Below are 18,933 nucleotides of genomic sequence, written 5' to 3' on the forward strand. Positions count from 1 at the left end.
GCGTGGGCATCACACCGGTCCGAGCCCTGCTGGAGGAACAAACGGCCGGCGACGTCGTCGTGCTCTACCGGGTACGCAGCCAGGACGACGCCGTACTGGCCGGCGAGGTACAAGCCCTGATCGCGGACCGCGGCGGACGGCTGCACCTGCTCACCGGCCGCACGGGAGAGGGAACCCCGCCGTTCGAGCCCGACAGCCTGCGCGCCCTGGTTCCCGACATCACCGAACGCGACGTGTACGTCTGCGGCCCGCCCGCCATGACCTCCGCCGTCCTCAGCGGCCTGCGCAGCCTGAACGTCCCCCGCCTGCAAGTACACGCCGAGAGATTCGGCCTGGGCTGACACACGGGGGCCAACCGGCGCGGAAGGCAGGGAAGGGACGAGCTGACCTTGGGGGGTGTGACTTCGGGGAGGTTCCCGTCCTCGGGACCGTTTCCCTTCCTCGAATGGCACGGACGTTCGAGCCGCGCCCCGCGTACCTTCGTAGCAGGCCGTGAGGCCGATATTCACGATCAGGAGAAGGCGGGACGGCGCATGGCGCTGTCCTCGCCCCTGCTGCCGAGGCCGACCGGAGGGTACGCAGAACATGACCGGGCAACGCGATCGTTGGGCGGAACTGACAGGCGGGCAAGCCGGGGAGGAGTATGCCCGGCGTTTCGCGCGGCTCGCCGCCTCGGGCCACGACATCCATGGCGAGGCAGCCTTCTGCACGGCACTGCTGAAGCCCGGCGCCCGGGTACTCGACGCCGGCTGCGGCACCGGCCGGATCGCGATCCGGCTCGCCGAGCTGGGCCACTACTGCACCGGCGTGGACGTCGACCCCTCCATGCTCGCCGTCGCCCGCCGTAACGCCCCCACACAGGAGTGGCTCCACGGCGACCTGGCCCGCCTGGACACCCTCGGCCTCGAACCGGACTTCGATCTGGCGCTCGCCGCCGGGAACGTCATCCCCCTGCTGGCCCCCGGCACCGAATCAGCCGTGATCCGGCAACTGGCGGCCGCGCTGCGCCCCGGCGGACTGCTGGTCACGGGCATGGGGCTGGACGCGGCGCACCTGCCGCTGCCGGAACCACCAGTGACCCTGACGGAGTTCGACCACTGGTGCGCCCAGGCCGGACTGACCCTGCGCCAGCGCTACGCCACCTGGGACGGCGATCCGTACCGCGAAGGCGGCGGCTATGCCGTCAGTGTGCACTCACGTTCCACCACCTGAGCCCGCGCCCTGCCCCTTGCCGGGGCAGCGGTATCGACGGGCCCGCCCTGCCGCCGCCTACCGTGCGGTTCCGAAGTCCTGGGTCCAGTAGTCCCCGGGCTGTGCGAGACCGACGCCGATCTCCTTGAAGGCACAGTTGAGGATGTTGGCCCGGTGGCCGGGACTGGCCATCCAGCCCGCCATGACCTGCTCGGGAGTCGAGTAACCGTAGGCGACGTTCTCCCCGTAGGTGCTCCAGGCGTAGCCGGCGCGTGTGATCCGGTCGCCCGGCGTGGATCCGTCGGACCCGGTGTGCGACATGTTGTTGTGGGCCGCCATGTCCACGCTGTGGGCCTGTGCCGCCTTGGTCAGCGTCGCGTTCAGGGTCACGGCCGAGCAACCGACCTTGCCGCGCTCGGCGTTGACGAGTTGCACGATGCGAGCGACCGCTCCGGAGGCCGTTGCGGTGGCTTTCGGGGTGCTCGGCGGCGCCGAGGGTGTGGAGGGCGCCGCGGCGGACGCGGTGGCTTTCGGAACGCTGGAAGACGCGGTGGGCCGTGGCTTCGGCGCGGTGGTCTTCGGCTTCGGCGTGGCGGTGCTGGAGGGGCTCGCCGAGGCGCTCGGAGTCTTCGATGCCGTCGGAGCCCGCTCGCCGTCCTCGGAACCGTTCCAGCGGTGATTTCGTTCGCCGCTCCGGTGGACGTGGCTCCGCGAATCCCAGGCCGATTCCTTCTCGGCCTCGTAGAACCGGGATTGTCCCGTCTCCTGCCAGTCGGTACAGGCCACCGCGATGGACGGCACGCCCACGGAGCCCAGTGCCACAGAGGCGATGACTATCTGCCGGTAATGCGTCTTCTTGCGGTGCCTGCCCATGCGTTACCTCCCTGTGATCGCCGAGCGCTCATTGTTAGGAGGGCACCGCTGGCAGCGCAAAGGGGCTTCCTACTACTTTGCTTAGTGGAATCGGATGGCGGGTAGCGGCGGGGGTGGGGCGCCCCTGGTCGGCCGAAGTGCCCTGCGTCTGCTCCTGTTTGCTCGTCAGAAACCCTTTGCTCTGGGAGAAGCGGCGAAAGTATCGAGCAAATCGAATCCTGTCGGTCCTTGTCTGCTGCGCGTCGATGCCAAGCCGGACAAATCCCATATTGTCGCCAGAGCGGCATCTACTATCCGACCCGATCAGGCTTACGGGGTGCTGTGACGTATGTCACGGAACTGCGGGAGTCGAGTCATGGGCGCCCTTCGATATCCCGCAGGACTCAAGTCGCAAATGCGTCATAAAGTAATAGATGGAGCATCCCCGTATATAGCTGACGCCTCGCAGTAACCCACTGGAGGAACGATCATGTCGAATTCCGCAGCACGGCAGGTGGCACCGGATCCGGCCAAGCAGGAGGCGTTCGCCGCCGAAGTGGTCGACGTGCTCAACAAGGCGGCACTGGCCCTCCTCACCAGCGTCGGGCACCAGACCGGCCTGTTCGACACACTGGCCGGCCTCCCCCCGTCGACCAGCGCCGACATCGCCAAGGCAGCCGACCTCGACGAGCGCTATGTGCGTGAGTGGCTGGGCGGCATGGTCGTCGGCGGATTCGTCGAGTACGAGCCGGAGGGGCGGACATATGCCCTGCCGCCGGAGCACGCCGCGTCGCTCACCACGGAGGCGGGCCCCGACAACCTCGCCGGCATGATGCCCTTCGTCGCGCTCATGGGCGAGGTCGAACAGCAGGTCGTGCACTGCTTCCGGAACGGCGGAGGCGTCCCCTACGCGGCCTATCCGCGGTTCCAGACGCTGCAGGCCGAGGAGACCGGCCGGCTCTACGATCTGGCGCTGGTGGACACGATCGTGCCGCTGGTGCCCGGACTCACCGAACGCCTGCGTGACGGTATCGACGTCCTGGATGTGGGCACCGGTGAGGGGCACGCCCCCCGGGTGCTGGCGCAGGCCTTTCCCGCCAGCCGCTTCCACGGACTGGACCGGTCGGAAACCGGGATCGAGGCCGCGCGCACCGAGGCGGCCCGCTCCGGTCTCACCAACGTCCAGTACACCGTCGCGGATTCGACCGACATCAGTGGCGAGTACGACCTCATCACCGCCTTCGACGTGATCCACGATCTGGCGCGGCCGACCGAGACGCTCAGCGCGATCGCAGGCGCCCTGCGCGACGGCGGCACGTTCCTCATGGGCGACATCGCCGCCTCCAGCAGACTGGAGAAGAACATCGGCCACCCCTTCGGGCCCGTGCTCTACGGGTTCTCCGTCTTCTACTGCATGACCACCTCCCTCAGCACCGGGGGAGCCGGCCTCGGCACGGTATGGGGCGAGGAGACGGCCACGAGGATGCTGGAAGAGGCCGGGTTCACGGTCATCGACATCAAGTCCGTGGAGGGCGACCCGATCAACGCCTACTACGTGGCGACCAAGGGCTGACGCGGCCGACGGCAGGCCAGGACGGCCAGGCACGGCCGGATACTTCGTCGTTACGGCTCACACCGAACCAACTCGGCTGCCGAAAAGCGCAGTTGCCGATTTCCCGGTCTGGCGTCGTACTCCCGGGACTCCTCCCGTATACGGCGCCTGATACCCGATCGCGGCGCCTGCTGCCCGTAAGCAGAGCCTGATGTGCGACTTGCCTTCTCCGGCAGGTGGAGGATGGGATCGTTTGGTGGGTGCAGGACCGATATGGAGGAGTAGGCGTAATGCAGCACGAACGAGCGGGTAAGCCCGCCGGAGCCGGTGACCTGATCGATGTGGCCCGGCTGGTGACGGCGTACTACGCGTTGCGCCCCGATCCGAGCGAGCCGGGGCAGCGCGTGGCGTTCGGGACGTCCGGACACCGCGGATCGTCGCTCGCGGCGGCCTTCAACGAGGACCACATCGCCGCGACAAGCCAGGCGATCTGCGAATACCGAGCGCGACAGGGCACGGACGGCCCGCTCTTCATCGGGGCCGACACGCACGCCCTGTCCGAGCCGGCGAAGGTCACCGCACTGGAGGTGTTCGCGGCCAACGACGTGAGCGTGCTCATCGACACCGCGGACGGTTACACCCCCACCCCTGCGGTCTCGCACGCCATCCTGACCCACAACCGGGGCCGCACCTCTGGCCTTGCCGACGGAGTGGTGGTGACCCCGTCGCACAACCCGCCCGCCGACGGCGGTTTCAAGTACAACCCGCCCAGCGGCGGCCCGGCGGGCTCGGACGCGACGTCCTGGATCCAGGACAGGGCGAACGACATCATCGCCGCCGGACTGAAGGAGGTACGGCGCGTGCCGTACGCCCAGGCGCTCGCCGCGCCCGGGACCGGCCGTTACGACTTCCTCGGCACGTACGTCTCCGACCTGCCGAGCGTGCTCGACCTGGACGCGGTCCGGGCCGCCGGTGTGCGCATCGGCGCGGATCCGTTGGGCGGAGCATCCGTCGAGTACTGGGGCCGCATCGCGGAGCAGCACCGTCTGGACCTGACCGTGGTCAACCCCGTCACCGACCCCACCTGGCGCTTCATGACGCTGGACTGGGACGGCAAGATCCGCATGGACTGCAGCTCCCCGTACGCGATGGCCTCCCTCATCGAGCAGCGCGACCTCTTCCAGATCGCGACCGGCAACGACGCCGACGCGGACCGGCACGGCATCGTCACCCCGGACGCCGGGCTGATGAACCCCAACCACTACCTCGCCGCGGCCATCTCCTACCTGTACGCCCACCGCACGGACTGGCCGGCCGACGCGGGTGTTGGTAAGACGCTGGTCTCCTCCGGCATGATCGACCGGGTCGCCGCCGACCTCGGCCGCCGACTGGTCGAAGTGCCCGTCGGATTCAAGTGGTTCGTGGACGGGCTGGTCGACGGATCGCTCGGTTTCGGCGGGGAGGAGTCCGCGGGAGCGTCGTTCCTGCGCCGGGACGGTTCGGTGTGGACCACGGACAAGGACGGCATCATCCTGGCCCTGCTCGCCTCCGAGATCACGGCCGTCACCGACAAGACCCCGTCCCAGCACTACGCCGCGCTCACCGCACGCTTCGGTGAGCCCGCGTACGCCCGCATCGACGCGCCGGCGACCCGGGAGGAGAAGGCCAAGTTGGCCAAGCTTTCCCCGGCCCAGGTCACCGCCGACACCCTCGCCGGCGAGCCGGTCACCGCCGTACTCACCGAAGCGCCGGGCAACGGTGCGGCCATCGGCGGCATCAAGGTGACCACCGAGAACGCCTGGTTCGCGGCCCGGCCCTCGGGCACCGAGGACGTCTACAAGATCTACGGCGAGTCGTTCCTGGGCCCGGACCACCTCCGCCAGGTCCAGGAAGAGGCCAAGGGCGTGGTGATGGGGGCACTGGGCGACTGACGGGGGGCCGAGCGCCGGCGGTGGTCTGCCGGCGCTCAGAGCCTGTGTCACGTTGGCGTCGGGCGTGTGACACAGGCTCTCAGGGAATCCGGGCGGCGTTACGACCGTCGGGCCGGAGCCGACCGGCGATCCGGTGACCGTCGACCCGTGACCGTCGATGCGGTGACCGACGATCCGGAGAGCGGCGATCGGAGATCGAGGATCCGGAGACCGCCGATCCGGAGACCGCCGATCCGGAGACCGCCGATCCGGAGACCGCCGATCCGGAGACCGCCGATCCGGAGACCGGCGATCCGGAATTCCGGCAGCGCTCCCCCCGCCGCACGCGTACTCTGGCCCCGAGCAAGGAGGGGGTCATGGCCGCACACGCGAGAACGATCAACCCATGGCTGCTGGCCGCGATGGCGGTTCCCACTGCGGCGGCCATCGCGGTCGTCCTCGTGCTGCAGGCGGAAAGCGGCGCGGCATCGCCTGCGCCGACCGTCTCCACTTCGGTGAGCCCTTCCGCACCGCATGCGTCGGAACCGCCGTCGACCACAGACGGACGGTAGCCATCGGCCGGACCGGCGGGAGCGCATAGCGGCCCTCGGTGGTGCACAGGGCGTGCTTCCTCCAGGACCGGCCGAAGGCCCGAGCGCTCCGCGAGGGCCTGCGCCAGCATGGGCTGCCGGCCGCGCTGCTTCTCCAGCTGCCGTGCTCACAGAGCGGGGGTGTCCAGGACCATGCGGGTCATTCTGAGCGCGTCGACCGGGTCTCGGCGGTAGCGCTCGACGACGGTGTCGAGGGCGCGCCCTGAGCGCCGTCCAGTCCCGGCCGGTCCCCGAGGTTGCTGTAGGTGAGGGTGCGACGGACCGGCTGGTCATCGCCGTGCGGCCACTGCTGGACGCCGAGATCGACGGAGGCGGGCTCAGTGGTCACCGTTCGCCGGATGGCCTGAGCGACGTCGACCCGGCCGGCCCCCGCCGCGTAGGCGCTCCGCCCGGCAAGCGGCTTGGCGGATCCCATCAGGGCGGCCTTCAGCCTCTGGCCCGTCCAGTCCGGATGCTGCTGGGCGACGATGGCGGCGGCGCCTGCCACTGCGGGGGTGGCCATCGAGGTGCCGGAGAACGAGACATAGCCGGGTGTCGCGGGATCGCCTCCCGGGCTGTGGACGGCCTCGGCGGCGATGATGTCCACGCCGGGTGCGGACAGGTCGGGCTTCAGGCCGTTGTCGGCGGTCGGCCCCCGGCTGGAGAACTCGCGTTCCATCTCCACCTGATCAAACCCTTCCGAACAGGTTCGTTCCCAGCAGGACTTGAGGGACAGTCACGGTCGGACTCCGGCCGATCGCCGCGTCAGACACTTGCCTCGTCGGACAGCCCGGCACCTCACCCGAACGGCCACGTCTTCTCGTCCGATCGGTAGATGCCGCGGGCCCTTCCGGAAGTGACCGGGGGTGAAGGGGCCCGGCTCGAAGTGGCCCCCATGCCTCACACAAACAAGCCACAAGCGCCCGGTGGTGCACTCGGTGCAAGGACGCGTCGTCAGCATCCCTCCGCCCGCACCGCGGAGCACGGTTTTCCGGCGTTTGCCCGGCGTTGTGTGAAAGCCGGCCGTGCAACGAGCCATGCACTGTCCCGCACTTGGATACAGAAAGCCGGTACGTCGCAATGACTACTCGAATGACGGAAGTCCTGCCCACCAACGACCGGTTGACCGCCTCCCACCTCACAGTCGGGCATCGGCATGCGCACGCTGCCCGGTCGCTCCCCGCGGCCGGCCGACGCACGTACACCGCCCATCTCAGCCCGGAGCGGCGCATCGTCGCGGCGGAGCCCGACTTCTCCCGCCAGTTCGGACGTACTTCGGCCGACACCTGCGGCCGGAGCCTGTACGAGCTGCTTCATCCGAGTTCGCCGTCGTATCTCGACCGGCACTTCAGCCGTCTGTCGGAAGGGCGGTGCAACCGCTTCGACGAGCGGATGGTCGGCCTCGGTGACTCGGGCCGCGTGTTCTCCGCCGGCCTCACCGGGATCGCGGTCCACGACACCAGCGGTGACCTCGCCGGCATCGTCGTCCAGGTGCGCCCCGACCAGGAGACCGCGGCCGCGGTCTCCGAGGAGCCGGTCGTCCGTTCCCGGGAGCGGCTGCTGAGCAAGCTCGACGCGCAGGTCCTGGAGGGTGTCGCCGCCGGAGCCTCCACCGTCCAGCTCGCCGCGCGCCTCTACCTCAGCCGGCAGGGCGTCGAGTACCACGTCGGGCTGATGCTCCGGAAGCTCAAGGCTCCGAACCGAGCCGCCCTCGTAGCACGTGCCCATTCCCTGGGAATGCTGACAGTGGGACAGTGGCCCCCGCGTGTACCGCCGGAGTTCATCAAGTAGGTCCCGACCGACCCGGCCGGGCGGCACAGGACGACGGCTCCCGCACGGGTCGTGCCCCGCCGCCCTGCTTCCCGGCGGGCGCCGGCCGAAGCGGGTGACGTCAGGACCGTAACCGTGGCGGCGCGCAGGGGCCCGGCGAGGGCGCCCGGGGTTCTGGCGGCGGCGCCCCAGGTCCCGGACGGCGTGCCCGGGTTCCGGCGGCGGCGCCCAGGATTGCGGAGACAGCAAGCGGCCCGGCCGGCACCGGTCGCGCCCCACCACGCATTCCGGGCACGGCCCGCGGCCACACGCTCGGGAGAACCCGGCCATGCCGTGTGTCGCAGAGCCCGGGGACAGCCACGACCCGCTGCCACCCGGCAGCCCCGACCCGCTGCCACCCGACAGGCCCGACTGGCCCGACTGGCCCGACGGCCGGGACTGGCCGGACTGGGCCCGACAGGCCGGACTGGCCCGTCCCGGCGTCAAATCGGGTTCGTCCGGGCGGAGCCGCGCGTCACCGCCAGCTCTGCGGTGCCTTGTACGCGTCCGGCCTGTGCCACCAGCGAAGGCCCCCGTGAGGGGCCTTGTTCTCGTCCTGATCCGCCGGCTCCCTGCCCGCCCGTAACGCGAGCAGCACGATCGTGAGCGCGGTCAGTTCCTCGTCACTCGCCTGCCCCCGCTCGACGCGCACGGCGAGTCGGCCACGGCCCGGATCGTTCATGCCTCTTCCTCTCGCCGGTGCCTGTCCTCAGGTCCTGCGGATACTGTCGGGTATCCCGCTCGACACCCGCTGTCGCTCCGCTCGAGGAATGGTGAGCGCGGGGGCGGACCAGGCATTCCGGGCATCGCCCCACCCGCAAGCCGGTGTTGGGAAGGGGCGCCTGAGGTCAGAAGTCCGGTTTCGTCGCCGACCGGGCCGTCCGTTCAGTGACCGGGCTGTTCGAACGTGCGCGTCCGCAGGTCCAGGGGCAGGTCCTGGCGTCGGGAGATGCCGAGTTTGCGGTATGCGCAGGTGAGGTGGCGCTCGACCGTGCTGGAGCTGACGAAGAGTTTCGCCGCTATCTCCCGGTTGGTGTGGCCCTGGGCGGCGAGGGCCGCCACCCGTTCCTCGGAACCGCTGAGCCGGGCGGTGTCCCGGCTGCCGACGGGGCGTGCGGCGCGCGGCGGAGCCGCGGCGGGCCGTATCCGCTCGCGCAGCGGTACCGCGCCGCAGTCGCCCGCCAGTTGCCAGGCCCGCCGGGTGATCGTCCCCGCCCGGGTGCCCTCGCCGCTCAGCCGCAGGGCATTGCCCAGGTCGGCCAGGCAACGGGCCAGTTCGAGGCGGTCCCCGTAGTCACGGAGCTCGTCGACCGCGCCGATCAGCAGCTCGACACGGCGCCGGGGCTCCGCCGTGGCGGCGCTCAGCCTGAGCGTCACGCCCCGGACCCGTGCACCGGTGGCCCCTGGAAGCGCGAGTTGCTCGGCCACCAGGACCTGTGCCTCGGCCGGGCGTCCGAGGGACAGCAGTGCCTCCGCGGCGTCGGTGCGCCAGGGCACCAGCTCGGGCTGGTCGGTCGCCCAGCGCCCGGCGACCCGGCCGGCCTCCAGGAACTCCTCCAGAGCCGCTTGGGGGCGCCCGGTGGCCAGGTGGTGGCGGCCGCGTGCGCGCTGGAACGCGAGGGCGTGCACGGTGGAGTACGGCTCGCCGGGCAGGGTGGGGTGCAGGTGCAGGGCCGCCGTCGCGTACTCGCCCTGTTCCGTGAGTGCCTGGATCAGCACGGCGAGCGGGGCGAGCAGGAAGAGGCCGCCGCGGCCGGCGAGGTGGTCGAGAGCGGCCGTCGCCTCCCTTCGCGCGCCCCCGAGGTCGCCGAGCCGCAGCAGGGACTCGGCGTGTGCCGTGGTGAAGGCGGCCTGCCAACCGGAGGCGTCCCGGGCGGGGATCTGCCCGCCGAGCCGGCCGCACCAGTCCACGGCCCGCTGCGGACGGTGCTGGACCAGGGTGCGCACGGCCCGGGCGAGGGAGTCGAAGGTGGCCTGGGTCAGCGGCGTTTCGGCGAGCAGCCGTTCGGCCGCCGGTACCTCGTCGGGGGTGCTCGGGCGAAGCCACCGAGCGGCGGCGCGGGGGACCTGTCCGCCGGGGCGCTCGTGTGTGACTGGGAACTCGGCGAGCAGGACGCGCGGCAGTCCGTCGGGGGCCGGACGGGAGTCCCCGGCCATGCGGACGAGAACCTCGTCGGCCTCCTCGACTCGGCCCTGGACCGCCAGCAGGTGAGCCAGCCATCCGGAGTCGGCGCAGGACAGCCGACCGGCGCGCAGGGCCGCCTGGGGCTCGTCGAGGAGATGGTGTGCCGCGGCCGGGTGCAATCGCCAGGTGTGGGCGGCGAGTTGGAGGCTGACCCCGAGCCGTGTGGGTTCGTCGAGGCAGCCGGCGAGGGCCAGCCGGAGGCAGGCCTGGGCGCCGTGGGGGTCGTCGTGTGCGAACGGTTCCTGTCGGGCGGCATCCCGCAGTGCCTGGATCTCCCATTCGTACGTGGCCGCCTGCGCGGCGAGCAACTGGGCCGCCACGACGACCGGTTCGGCCAGGGCGTCGTGGAGGACGCGGGCGGCGTCCCGGTGCAGGGAGCGGCGCTGTGCGGCGGGGACCATGCCGAGCACGGCGGACTCGGCCGTCGGGTGGGGCAGCCGGGCACCGACGACGAGTCCCGCGGCGTCGAGTGCGTCCTTCGCCCGGGCGACGGCGTCGGTGCCCAGCCGGGCGAGCCGGGCGGCCCGCGGCAGGTCGGCCTGCGGTCCGAGGACGGCGAGGGCGAGGGCGAGCCGTCGGGCGGCGGAACCGCAGCGTCGCACACAGGTCGCGAACGCCTCGGCGAACGGACCACCGGGTTCGGGCTCCGGCCACCCGGTCCGGCCTTCGCCGGCGCCACCCGTCTCGGCCAGCAGGGCGCGCACCAGCAGCGGGTTCCCGCCGCTGAGGCGGCCAAGGCGCGCGGTCGCTTCCGCCTGCACCGGCGCACCCCAGAAGTGGGCCAGCTCGGCGGTGCTCCGAGCATCCAGGCGGGCGAGGGAGATGCGGGCGAAACCCTGGTGGCGCAGCAGTTCGGTGTGCAGTCCCGAGCCGTCCGTGCGGTGGTGCGGGGACCGGGCGAGCACCGTCAACAGCGGCGCGTCGTGCAATTCGTGGACGAGCCGCAGCAGTTCGGCGAGCGAGGCACGGTCGGCGTACTGCAGGTCGTCGACGCACAGGGCCACCGGGCCGCTCGCGCAGGCCGCACGCAGCAGGGCTGCGAAACCGGTGCAGGTCGCGTCCGGTCCCGGCGCGGGGCGGGGCAGGTCTCCGGTGGGGCATGCGGCGAGCCGGCGCAGCAGCGCGTGGTCCTGGCGGCCGGTGGCGGGGTCCGCGGCGGCGTGCAGCACGGTGAGTCCGCGGTCGGCGGCGGCGTCGGCGGCGTGCTGCAGGAATCTGGTCTTGCCGCAGCCGGGGGCACCTTCCACGAGCACGAGCTGGGCCGTGCCGGCGGTGCAGGCGCGCAGGGCCTTGTCCAGCCGCGCGCGTTCGTCCTCGCGGTGCAGGAGCACCATGGGCCTGTCCTCCCGGTCGGCTTCCCTTCCCGTCCACACTGTTCAGGAAGGCGGTGCCGCGCACGAGCCCGGGGCGATGGCCAGTGGTTGCACGGCAGGAAGTGCCGGAAAGGTCGCCGCCCCAACCGGGCTTTAGCGCCGCCCCTCATGGTGACGGCCCGCGGCACGCCCGCTTCGGGCCGGGCCCTTGGGAGGGAAGAGCGCCGATGTTCACCGTTCGCCCCCGGACTGTGCGCCAGTACACTGGTTCCGGTACCGCCGCCGAATCCAACGCCCGTTACCGGCAGTTGGTCGCGCGCGGTACGACGGAGCTGCCGGTCGTCTTCGACCTGCCCACGCAGCGCGGCCACGACTCCGACGACCCGACCGGTCACGGTCAGGTCGGCAGGGCGGGGGTGGCGGTGGACTCCCTCGACGACATGCGGGTGCTGTTCGCCGGGATACCGCTGGACAGGGTGTCCACGTCCATGGCGGTCAACGCGCCGGCGGGTGTGCTCCTGCTGCTGTACCAGTTGGCCGCCGAGGAACAGGGCGCGCGCCCCGAGGGGTTGGCCGGCGCGGTCCACAACGACGTGTTGACGGAGTACGTCGCCCGGGGCAGGTGGATCTTCCCGCCGAGGCCGTCACTCCGCCTGGCGGCGGACGTCTTCACGTACTGCCGTGCGCAGCTGCCGCAGTGGAACCCGCTCTCGATCTCGGGGGTTTCCATGGCGGAGGCGGGGGCGTCGCCCGCGCAGGAGATCGCCTTCACGCTGGCCGGTGGCTTCGAGTACGTGCGTGCGGCGGTCGCGTGCGGGATGGACGTGGACGACTTCGCGTCTCGGCTGTCGTTCTCCTTCGCCCCGCGGGGCACCGTGCGGGAGGAGGTGGCCACGTTGCGTGCGGCCCACCGCATCTGGGCGCGGGTGTTGAGCGAGCGGTTCGGCGCGCGGAGCCCGGCGCCGTGGATGCCGGTGCGCAGGGCTGTCCGGGGGCTGGCCACGGTCCTCGGCCGTACGCGGTCCCAGGAGCCGGACGTCACCACCGGAGCGGCTTCGGCCGCGGTCGGCCGCGCCGTGACGAGGCGGACCGACGACGTGGAGGCCGCCGCGATGGAGCTGATCGGGCAGGTGGAGGACCTGGGCGGCGCGGTCGCGGCCGTGGAACAGGGCTTCCAGAGGGACGCGATCGCGCGCAACGCCCACCGTCACCGGCCCGACGCGGACGAACCGTACGAGCTGGCTTACCCCGGCCGAGCCATCGAGCAGCACCAGGCCGAACGCCTGGCCAAACTGCGCGCCTGGCGGAGCGCCGATCGGGTGGACGACGCGCTCGTCGCGGTGCGCAAGGCCGCCGGGGGCAGCGACAACGTCCTCTACCCGATGAAGCAGGCGCTGGCGTCCGGAGCCACGGTGGGCGAGGTCTGTGACGCACTGCGCCAGGTATGGGGGACGTACGAGACCGGCGTCGTCGCCTCTGCGGCCGCGTCCGCCGGAGCGCTGTGACGTCGCCCCCGGCAACCCGCCACGACCTGTACGTGCCGGCCGGGGATAGTCCATATGACCCGAGCGGACATGCGGCTGACGCGCCGGCCCTCGCGCGTGCGCCGCAGTTCGGCCTCGTAGTGGCCGCCCACCCAGGACGCTGTGGCTCTTCCCGACGGCTTTGCCGCCTTTCGCGTTCGGAACCCGTTCGTCGCTCGGGACGGCAGTGTGTGTCAGGCGGTAGGCAGGGAGACCGTGATCCGGGTGCGTTGTCCGCTGGTGAGGCAGACCCTCCTGGCATGGGGGCCCAGCGTGGACGGGCCGACGTGCGCGGAGGTGGTGACGGAGGTCATGCCGCGGCGGCTGATCAGGGTGACGTCCTGGGTCTGCTCCGAGGTGACGGTCACAGTGGCGGTACGGCGGGGCAGATCCCAGTCCAGGCTGTGCACGCGGATTCCGCCTCGGCCCCGGATGCCGGTGATCCTGCCTCTGTCCCACTGCTCGGGCAGCGCGGGCAGGAGTTCCAGCACGCCTGGCCTCGTGCAGAGCAGTGCCTCGGCCAGCACGGCGGGCAGGGCGTGCGCGGCGTCCGCGTTGTAGATGTGCCTCCCGGGGTTGTGGGAGGTCATCAGCGACCGGAAGAGCATGTCGCTACCTATGATCTTCCGAAGGTTGTCGTAGACCTTGGCGCCGTCCTTGAGCCGTGCGGCCACCAGGGCGCGATGCAGGCTGCCGTGCGCGGAGAGATTCTGGTCTCCGCGCAGTTCGAGCGCCTTGAGGGCCCGAGGCACGAGGTCGGGCCGCTCCTCGGGGTTGATCTCGTGCAGGGGCCAGGCGCCGTACAGGTGCTGGATGTGACGGTGGTCGTAGCGGTCGGTCAGGCCGGGCCAGGACCATTCGGCGAGCGCGCCGTCCTCATTGATCCGGTAGTCGGGGATCCGGTCGAGCAGCGCCGTCCAGCGTTCGACGCCCTCGCCGACGGCCTGTTCCACGCCGAGGGCGTTGGCGGCGTCGATGGCGGCGCGGAGCGCGTGTTTGCCGGCCGTGATGTCGCCGGTGGCGTTGATCGACAGGCACACGCCGGTGTTGTCCGGGGCGTTCTCCATGGAGAACGACGGCACGAAGACCGCGTTGCCGTTCGCGTCGCTGCGGGTGAGGAAGTCCTCGTAGAACAGGGCCAGTTCCATCAGCGCGGGACCGAGCTTGTGCCGGAGGAAGGCCTGGTCCCCGGTGGTCTCGTAGTACTCCAGGAGCGGGTGGAGCAGCCAGTCGGCGCCGCCGGTCCAGCAATGGCCCGGGAAGTCGCTGCCGTTGAAGTGGAGCATGTGCCCGTACTCGCCGTCCGTGCGGGAGGGGGCGAGGAAGCCACGCGCACCGTAGAGGTTCCTGGCGTTGGTCCGCCAGTGGTCGAGCTGGCCGAGAATCAGGTCGAAGTAGCCTTGCATGGCCTCCGCCAGGTCCAGGGTGGTGCCGCCGGCCACCTGGAGGTTGACGTTGGCGTCGGTGGTGAAGTCACCGGCCCAGGCGGCGGTCCACGCCCCCGTCCAGATACCGGTCAGGCGGGGCGGCAGGATGCCGCTGGAGCTGAGGAAGAGGTAGCGGCCTGAGTCGTAGAGTCGCTCCAGCAGGGCCGGACTGATGGTGCCGCGGTCGGCGTTCTGACGTGTGATCAGCTCCGTGGTCGGCAGTCGGCGGTCGGCCTCGGGGACGTTCAGGTCGAGGCGGGAGCGGTCGTACAGTTCGGAGTGGATCTCTGTGTGCCGGCCGAGCAGCGCCTCGTAATCGTCTTCCAGGGCGGCGAGCCCTGCGTGCAGGTGCCGGGCTTCCCGGGCGGGCGGCGTCTCGTGACGCTCCAGTCGGGTGAGGAGTGTGAGCCTGGCAGCCCCCGTGACCACGACGGTCGAGCCGCTGACGGCGACCGTGCCCCCAGTGGGTACGACGCGGGTGACGCCCTCGTAGCCGTACGCTCCCATGCCCTCGGGGTAGGTGGCGCGCAGATTGAGCCACCCGGAGCCCTCACCGGTCTCGGCCAGGGTGGTGAACGACACGCGGGTGTGCAGGTCGTCGCCTCCGCCGTGGTCGGTCGGATTGTCGTCGAGCGCGGTGTGCACGCTCAGGGCGACATCGACGGTACGGCCTGGGGCCGGCGCCAGTTCGTGGACGATGACCCGGTCGGCGCGGGAGACGAAGATCCGGCGGGACCAGGTGCCGTGCCCGTCGGTCCAGGCGGAGGTGACCTCGCCCGTGCGGAAATCGGTGCTCCGGATGTACCGGTGGTACTGGTCGGAGACAAGGCCGTTCGCGGTGGCGATCCGGAGCTCGTACGCGGGATGGTACGTCTGGGTCCAACGCAGCTCCCACCCGGCGGCGAAGTCGCGGCCGGCTCCGGCGTAGTCCCCGGCCAGCGCCTTGTCCCGGATGGTTTCCAGCCGATCGGCGAGCACGGGCGGGGTGAGGTCGCGGGTGCCGTTCGGCAGGACGAGGCGGTGGTGGTTGAAGACGACCTTCTCCAGTGCCGGATCCCCGTACACCACGGCCCCGTACTCGCCGTTGCCGGTGAGGAAGCCGTCGGTCCACGACTCGGCGGGGTGGGTGTCATGTATCCCCCGGTCGGGCAGCGCAGCCTGGGCCGGTGTGGGCGCGGTCGCGGCGCCCGCGTGGGAGCGTGGGGAGTGCATCGTGTTCCTGTCCTTCGTGGGGAGGAGCGTCACCGGCCGACGCAGGGGCGGCGAAGACGGATGACCGTGCAGGTCCCCGCGGAGCGCTCCACCGGGTCGTTCGCGTCGAGCGAGATGGCCGGTACCCGTCTGCGGCGCCCGACGGCACCGGCCACCCCCTGTCAGTGCGACTTGTCATAGGCCTGCTGGTAGATCTGTAGGAAGCTCTTCAACCCGAGCTGGTCGAGGTTCTTGAGGTACGAGTCCCAGTCGGAGTCTAGGGACTTCTTGCCGCTGATGAACTGCACGGCGCTCTGCTGTACGAAGGTGCCGATGTTCGTCTGGAGCGTGGCGAGTTCGCCCGCCTTCGCCGGGTCGATCCACGCCTCCCCGTACGGGAACATATGGGACTTGTCCGCGTGCGGCTCGTAGAGCTTGGTGGCTTCGAAAAGCCGGCGCTCGTATCCGTCCGGCGACTTGGTGTCCTTGGACACCGCCTGTGTGTTGCGAAACGGCGAGGGCGTGGCCGGAGGCCGCCGCCATCATGGGGAGGTTGGCGGCCTCGCCTCGTCGGTCGTGACCAAGTTCCCATGGGTGGGGGGGCGTTGAGGGGGGCGCGTTCGGCTTCGGGATCGGCGGAGCGCTTCAGCGGGCGCCCGATCCACGGAGTGTCAGCGGCGTCGGCGGTTGACGCAGTCGACGCAGCTTCCGGAGCGTAAGATGTGCGTCCCTCGGGCGGCGAGCAACCGTGCGATGGCCGGGCCGGTGCCGCCGGCGCAGTTGGTGAGGACCTTCCTGAGACCCGCCAACTCGGGCGCGCTGATGCTCATGCGCCGGCCTTCCCCTTCCACACGGCACCGTCCGGGTAGCTGTGGGCTGCCACGGAGGCCGGGTGCATTTCGGCGCTGATACCTGGAGCGGTCGGCGCGAGATAGTGGCCGTCCCGGATCCTCACAGGGTCGGTGAAATGCTCGTGCAGATGGTCCACGTACTCAATCACGCGGTTCTCATGGGTGCCGCTGACGGCCACGTAGTCGAACATCGCCAGGTGCTGCACCATTTCGCACAGGCCGACCCCGCCGGCGTGCGGGCAGACGGGCACGCCGAACTTGGCGGCCAGCAGCAGGATGGCGACGTTCTCGGTGACGCCGGCGGTACGGCTGGCGTCCATCTGCAGGACGTCGAGCGCCCCCGCCTGGAGGAACTGCTTGAACATCACCTGGTTGTGCGTGTGTTCACCGGTGGCCACCTTGACCGGCGCCAGCGCCTTCCGGACGGCGGCGTGTCCGAGGATGTCGTCGGGTGAGGTGGGTTCCTCGATCCAGTACGGGTCGTAGGGGACGAGGGACCGCATCCAGTCGATCGCCTGCTGAACTCCCCACGCCTGGTTGGCGTCGACGGCGATCCGGATGTCCGGGCCGACCGCCTGGCGGGCCAGCCGCAGGCGGCGGACGTCGGCGTCTCGGTCGACGCCCACCTTCAGCTTGATCTGGGAGAATCCGTCGGCGACCGCCTCCTTGGACAGCCGCACCAGCTTGTCGTCGTCGTAGCCGAGCCAACCGGGCGTCGTGGTGTACGCCGGGTATCCGTGCTCCAGCAGGTGCGCGGTGCGTTCGGCGCGGCCGGGCTCGGCGCGGCGCAGGATGTCCAGGGCTTCGTCACGGGTCAGCGCGTCCTCGAGGTAGCGGAAGTCGACCAGGTCGACCAGCTGTTCCGGGGACAGCTCGGACAGGAGCCGCCAGACCGGCTTCCCGGTGCGGCGCCCGTACAGGTCCCATACGGCGTTGACGATCGCCGCGGCGGCCATGTGAATGGCGCCCTTCTCCGGTCCCAGCCAGCGCAGTTGGCTGTCGCCGGTCAACCGCCGGGAGAAGCCGTGGAGGTCGCCCAGGACCTCCGCCACCGGCAGTCCCACCACCAGCGGGGCCAGGGCCCGTACGGCGGCGACTTCCACGTCGTTTCCGCGCCCCACGGTGAAAGCCAGGCCGCAGCCCTTGTCGCCGCCGCTCGTACGGATCGTCACGTATGCGGCGGAGTAATCGGGTTCGGGGTTCATGGCGTCGGAGCCGTCGAGTTCGAGCGAGGTCGGGAACCGTACGTCCACAGCTTCGACGGAGTTGATCAGTTCGGTCATGGTGCCCGGCCATCCCGGCCCGGGGGGCAGTGTCGTCGGTTCGGGGTCATGGCAGCCACCTGTCGTCCTGTGTTTGGTCGCACGTTCCTGTGGAGCAACAGGCACCACACGCCCGTGAAACAGACATGGGACGGGTTTAGCGCCAGCCAAATGGTTGTGTCTATACGTGTGAACAAAATTTCTGTAACTGACCTGGCCACCTGCGGAGATGCGATCTGCCGACTGAGTCGGCCGCGGGTGAGCCATCCCATGTCTTCGGAGGACATGGGATGGATTGCTACAGTGCGGCTGGGCACGCAGCAGGGTGGAGGGACGGCGAAGCATGTCATTGACCGACAAGGCCATCGACCGCATCAGGGAGCTCGTCCAGTCGGGGGAGCTTCCGCCTGGGGCCAAGCTTCCGCCCGAGCAGCAGCTCGCCGCGGAGCTGGGGCTGTCCCGCAATCTGATGCGGGAGGCGGTGAAGGCGCTGGTCGTCTCGCGGGTGCTGGAGATCCGGCGCGGCGACGGCACGTACGTGACCAGCCTGGAACCGGAACTGCTGCTGAGCGGCATCGGATCCGCGGTGGAGCTGCTGCGCGGCGACACCCTGCTGGAGCTCACCGAGGTCCGTCGGCTGTTCGAGCCGGTCGCCACCGGGCTGGCCGCCACCCGCATCTCGGCCGCCGAACTCGCTGAGGTGGAGCGACACCTGGAGGCGATGCGGGCGGCCTGCGACGACGTGGAGCGGCTCAACGAACACGACGCCGCCTTCCATCGGGCGGTGATCGCGGCCACCGGCAACGCCACGCTCGCCACCCTGCTGGAGGGCATCGCGAGCCGGACACTGCGCGCACGTGTCTGGCGCGGACTGGTCGACGACCATGCCGCCGACCGCACTCTGGTCGAGCACGAGGCGATCTACCAGGCACTGGCCGCCGGCGACGCCGGGCTCGCCCAGGCCGCCGCCCTCATGCACGTCAGCACCACCGAGCAGTGGCTGCGCGCGCACCTTGACCGAGACGGCCCCTCGTAGGCAGGCGGCCTGACAACAAGGAAGTTCCCGACCATACGGATTCCACAGAACCCCCGCCGTCATCCCGCGCCAGAACGGTAGGACAAGCTCAGTACGCGTCCATGGGGATGTACGTGCCCCAGACCTCCCGTAGCGCGTTGCACACCTCGCCCACGGTCGCCCGCGCCCGCAGGGCGTCCTTCATCGGGTAGAGGACGTTGTCGGTGCCCTCCGCCGCCTTCTTCAGGTCCGCCAGCGCCGC

At 70.7% G+C, this 18,933-nt stretch carries 18 protein-coding genes; 9 read left to right on the plus strand and 9 right to left on the minus strand.

The window, feature by feature from the left end:
* A partial coding sequence (locus EF387_RS44815) for a ferredoxin reductase domain-containing protein (RefSeq protein WP_476691254.1) occupies positions 1 to 341 on the plus strand: 341 nt, incomplete at its 5' end.
* Between the two features lie 244 nt (positions 342 to 585).
* Positions 586 to 1,212: a class I SAM-dependent methyltransferase gene (locus tag EF387_RS44820; protein WP_128382340.1), complete on the plus strand. Its 627-nt coding sequence runs from the start codon at positions 586 to 588 to the stop codon at positions 1,210 to 1,212.
* 57 nt (positions 1,213 to 1,269) lie between these two features.
* On the opposite strand, the gene EF387_RS49835 is transcribed toward EF387_RS44820, so the two are convergent.
* On the minus strand, positions 1,270 to 1,626 hold the full coding sequence (locus EF387_RS49835; RefSeq protein WP_338058167.1) for a CAP domain-containing protein: 357 nt from the start codon (positions 1,624 to 1,626) through the stop codon (positions 1,270 to 1,272).
* A 1-nt stretch (position 1,627) separates the two neighbouring features.
* Between EF387_RS49835 and EF387_RS49840 the strand changes: the two genes are divergently transcribed.
* The 4 genes from EF387_RS49840 to EF387_RS44845 all read left to right on the plus strand — a co-directional run bounded on the left by EF387_RS49840 (position 1,628) and on the right by EF387_RS44845 (position 6,077).
* Positions 1,628 to 1,870 (plus strand): hypothetical protein, encoded by a 243-nt coding sequence (locus EF387_RS49840; RefSeq protein WP_338058168.1) that lies wholly within the window; start codon positions 1,628 to 1,630, stop codon positions 1,868 to 1,870.
* Between the two features lie 663 nt (positions 1,871 to 2,533).
* Positions 2,534 to 3,616, plus strand: a complete 1,083-nt coding sequence (locus EF387_RS44830) for a class I SAM-dependent methyltransferase (protein WP_128382342.1) — start codon at positions 2,534 to 2,536, stop codon at positions 3,614 to 3,616.
* 269 nt (positions 3,617 to 3,885) lie between these two features.
* The gene (pgm, locus tag EF387_RS44835) at positions 3,886 to 5,526 is read left to right on the plus strand and encodes a phosphoglucomutase (alpha-D-glucose-1,6-bisphosphate-dependent) (RefSeq protein WP_128382343.1); all 1,641 of its coding nucleotides are present in this window, start codon (positions 3,886 to 3,888) and stop codon (positions 5,524 to 5,526) included.
* A gap of 356 nt (positions 5,527 to 5,882) precedes the next feature.
* Positions 5,883 to 6,077: a hypothetical protein gene (locus tag EF387_RS44845; RefSeq protein WP_128382344.1), complete on the plus strand. Its 195-nt coding sequence runs from the start codon at positions 5,883 to 5,885 to the stop codon at positions 6,075 to 6,077.
* A gap of 178 nt (positions 6,078 to 6,255) precedes the next feature.
* Here EF387_RS44845 and EF387_RS44850 read toward each other — a convergent pair whose 3' ends face one another.
* On the minus strand, positions 6,256 to 6,774 hold the full coding sequence (locus tag EF387_RS44850) for a S8 family serine peptidase (protein ID WP_128382352.1): 519 nt from the start codon (positions 6,772 to 6,774) through the stop codon (positions 6,256 to 6,258).
* Positions 6,775 to 7,187: 413 nt separating this feature from the next.
* On the opposite strand from EF387_RS44850, the gene EF387_RS44855 reads away from it, so the two are divergent.
* The gene (locus EF387_RS44855) at positions 7,188 to 7,886 is read left to right on the plus strand and encodes a helix-turn-helix transcriptional regulator (RefSeq protein WP_128382345.1); all 699 of its coding nucleotides are present in this window, start codon (positions 7,188 to 7,190) and stop codon (positions 7,884 to 7,886) included.
* A gap of 493 nt (positions 7,887 to 8,379) precedes the next feature.
* Here the strand turns inward: EF387_RS44855 and EF387_RS44860 are convergent, their stop codons facing one another.
* Positions 8,380 to 8,586 (minus strand): acyl-CoA carboxylase subunit epsilon, encoded by a 207-nt coding sequence (locus EF387_RS44860; protein WP_128382346.1) that lies wholly within the window; start codon positions 8,584 to 8,586, stop codon positions 8,380 to 8,382.
* Between the two features lie 203 nt (positions 8,587 to 8,789).
* On the minus strand, positions 8,790 to 11,423 hold the full coding sequence (locus EF387_RS44865) for a helix-turn-helix transcriptional regulator (protein ID WP_128382347.1): 2,634 nt from the start codon (positions 11,421 to 11,423) through the stop codon (positions 8,790 to 8,792).
* A 101-nt stretch (positions 11,424 to 11,524) separates the two neighbouring features.
* Between EF387_RS44865 and EF387_RS44870 the strand changes: the two genes are divergently transcribed.
* Entirely contained in the window at positions 11,525 to 12,907 is a 1,383-nt protein-coding gene (locus EF387_RS44870; protein WP_420802708.1) for a methylmalonyl-CoA mutase family protein, read from the plus strand.
* Positions 12,908 to 13,119: 212 nt separating this feature from the next.
* On the opposite strand, the gene EF387_RS44875 is transcribed toward EF387_RS44870, so the two are convergent.
* The 4 genes from EF387_RS44875 to EF387_RS44885 form a co-directional block, all read right to left on the minus strand.
* Entirely contained in the window at positions 13,120 to 15,564 is a 2,445-nt protein-coding gene (locus tag EF387_RS44875) for a glycosyl hydrolase family 95 catalytic domain-containing protein (RefSeq protein ID WP_128382349.1), read from the minus strand.
* 161 nt (positions 15,565 to 15,725) lie between these two features.
* Positions 15,726 to 16,037 carry a hypothetical protein gene (locus EF387_RS44880; RefSeq protein WP_202918585.1) on the minus strand — a complete coding sequence of 104 codons (312 nt, stop codon included), beginning with the start codon at positions 16,035 to 16,037 and terminating at the stop codon, positions 15,726 to 15,728.
* Positions 16,038 to 16,214: 177 nt separating this feature from the next.
* A complete protein-coding gene (locus EF387_RS46960; protein WP_155589839.1) occupies positions 16,215 to 16,373 on the minus strand; it encodes a hypothetical protein in 159 nt (52 codons plus the stop codon).
* Positions 16,370 to 17,677, minus strand: a complete 1,308-nt coding sequence (locus EF387_RS44885) for an enolase C-terminal domain-like protein (RefSeq protein WP_128382350.1) — start codon at positions 17,675 to 17,677, stop codon at positions 16,370 to 16,372. Before EF387_RS44885 ends, EF387_RS46960 begins: the two co-directional genes overlap by 4 nt.
* 322 nt (positions 17,678 to 17,999) lie before the next feature.
* On the opposite strand from EF387_RS44885, the gene EF387_RS44890 reads away from it, so the two are divergent.
* Entirely contained in the window at positions 18,000 to 18,692 is a 693-nt protein-coding gene (locus EF387_RS44890; RefSeq protein ID WP_128382351.1) for a FadR/GntR family transcriptional regulator, read from the plus strand.
* Positions 18,693 to 18,780: 88 nt separating this feature from the next.
* Here EF387_RS44890 and EF387_RS44895 read toward each other — a convergent pair.
* Positions 18,781 to 18,933 (minus strand): methylmalonyl-CoA mutase family protein (locus EF387_RS44895; RefSeq protein ID WP_155589840.1); only part of this gene is annotated, 153 nt, incomplete at its 5' end.

Source organism: Streptomyces cavernae (assembly GCF_004023625.1).
GTDB classification, from domain to species: Bacteria; Actinomycetota; Actinomycetes; order Streptomycetales; family Streptomycetaceae; genus Streptomyces; species Streptomyces cavernae.

Coding starts and splice junctions, on each gene's coding strand:
- EF387_RS44875 (WP_128382349.1), bottom strand. CDS start 15,564: ATGCACTCCCCACGCTCCCACGCGGGCGCCGCGACCGCGCCCACACCG.
- EF387_RS44865 (WP_128382347.1), bottom strand. CDS start 11,423: ATGGTGCTCCTGCACCGCGAGGACGAACGCGCGCGGCTGGACAAGGCC.
- EF387_RS44855 (WP_128382345.1), top strand. CDS start 7,188: ATGACGGAAGTCCTGCCCACCAACGACCGGTTGACCGCCTCCCACCTC.
- EF387_RS44845 (WP_128382344.1), top strand. CDS start 5,883: ATGGCCGCACACGCGAGAACGATCAACCCATGGCTGCTGGCCGCGATG.
- EF387_RS44890 (WP_128382351.1), top strand. CDS start 18,000: ATGTCATTGACCGACAAGGCCATCGACCGCATCAGGGAGCTCGTCCAG.
- EF387_RS44820 (WP_128382340.1), top strand. CDS start 586: ATGACCGGGCAACGCGATCGTTGGGCGGAACTGACAGGCGGGCAAGCC.
- pgm (WP_128382343.1), top strand. CDS start 3,886: ATGCAGCACGAACGAGCGGGTAAGCCCGCCGGAGCCGGTGACCTGATC.
- EF387_RS44850 (WP_128382352.1), bottom strand. CDS start 6,774: ATGGAACGCGAGTTCTCCAGCCGGGGGCCGACCGCCGACAACGGCCTG.
- EF387_RS44860 (WP_128382346.1), bottom strand. CDS start 8,586: ATGAACGATCCGGGCCGTGGCCGACTCGCCGTGCGCGTCGAGCGGGGG.
- EF387_RS49840 (WP_338058168.1), top strand. CDS start 1,628: ATGCGAGCGACCGCTCCGGAGGCCGTTGCGGTGGCTTTCGGGGTGCTC.
- EF387_RS44830 (WP_128382342.1), top strand. CDS start 2,534: ATGTCGAATTCCGCAGCACGGCAGGTGGCACCGGATCCGGCCAAGCAG.
- EF387_RS46960 (WP_155589839.1), bottom strand. CDS start 16,373: ATGAGCATCAGCGCGCCCGAGTTGGCGGGTCTCAGGAAGGTCCTCACC.
- EF387_RS44885 (WP_128382350.1), bottom strand. CDS start 17,677: ATGACCGAACTGATCAACTCCGTCGAAGCTGTGGACGTACGGTTCCCG.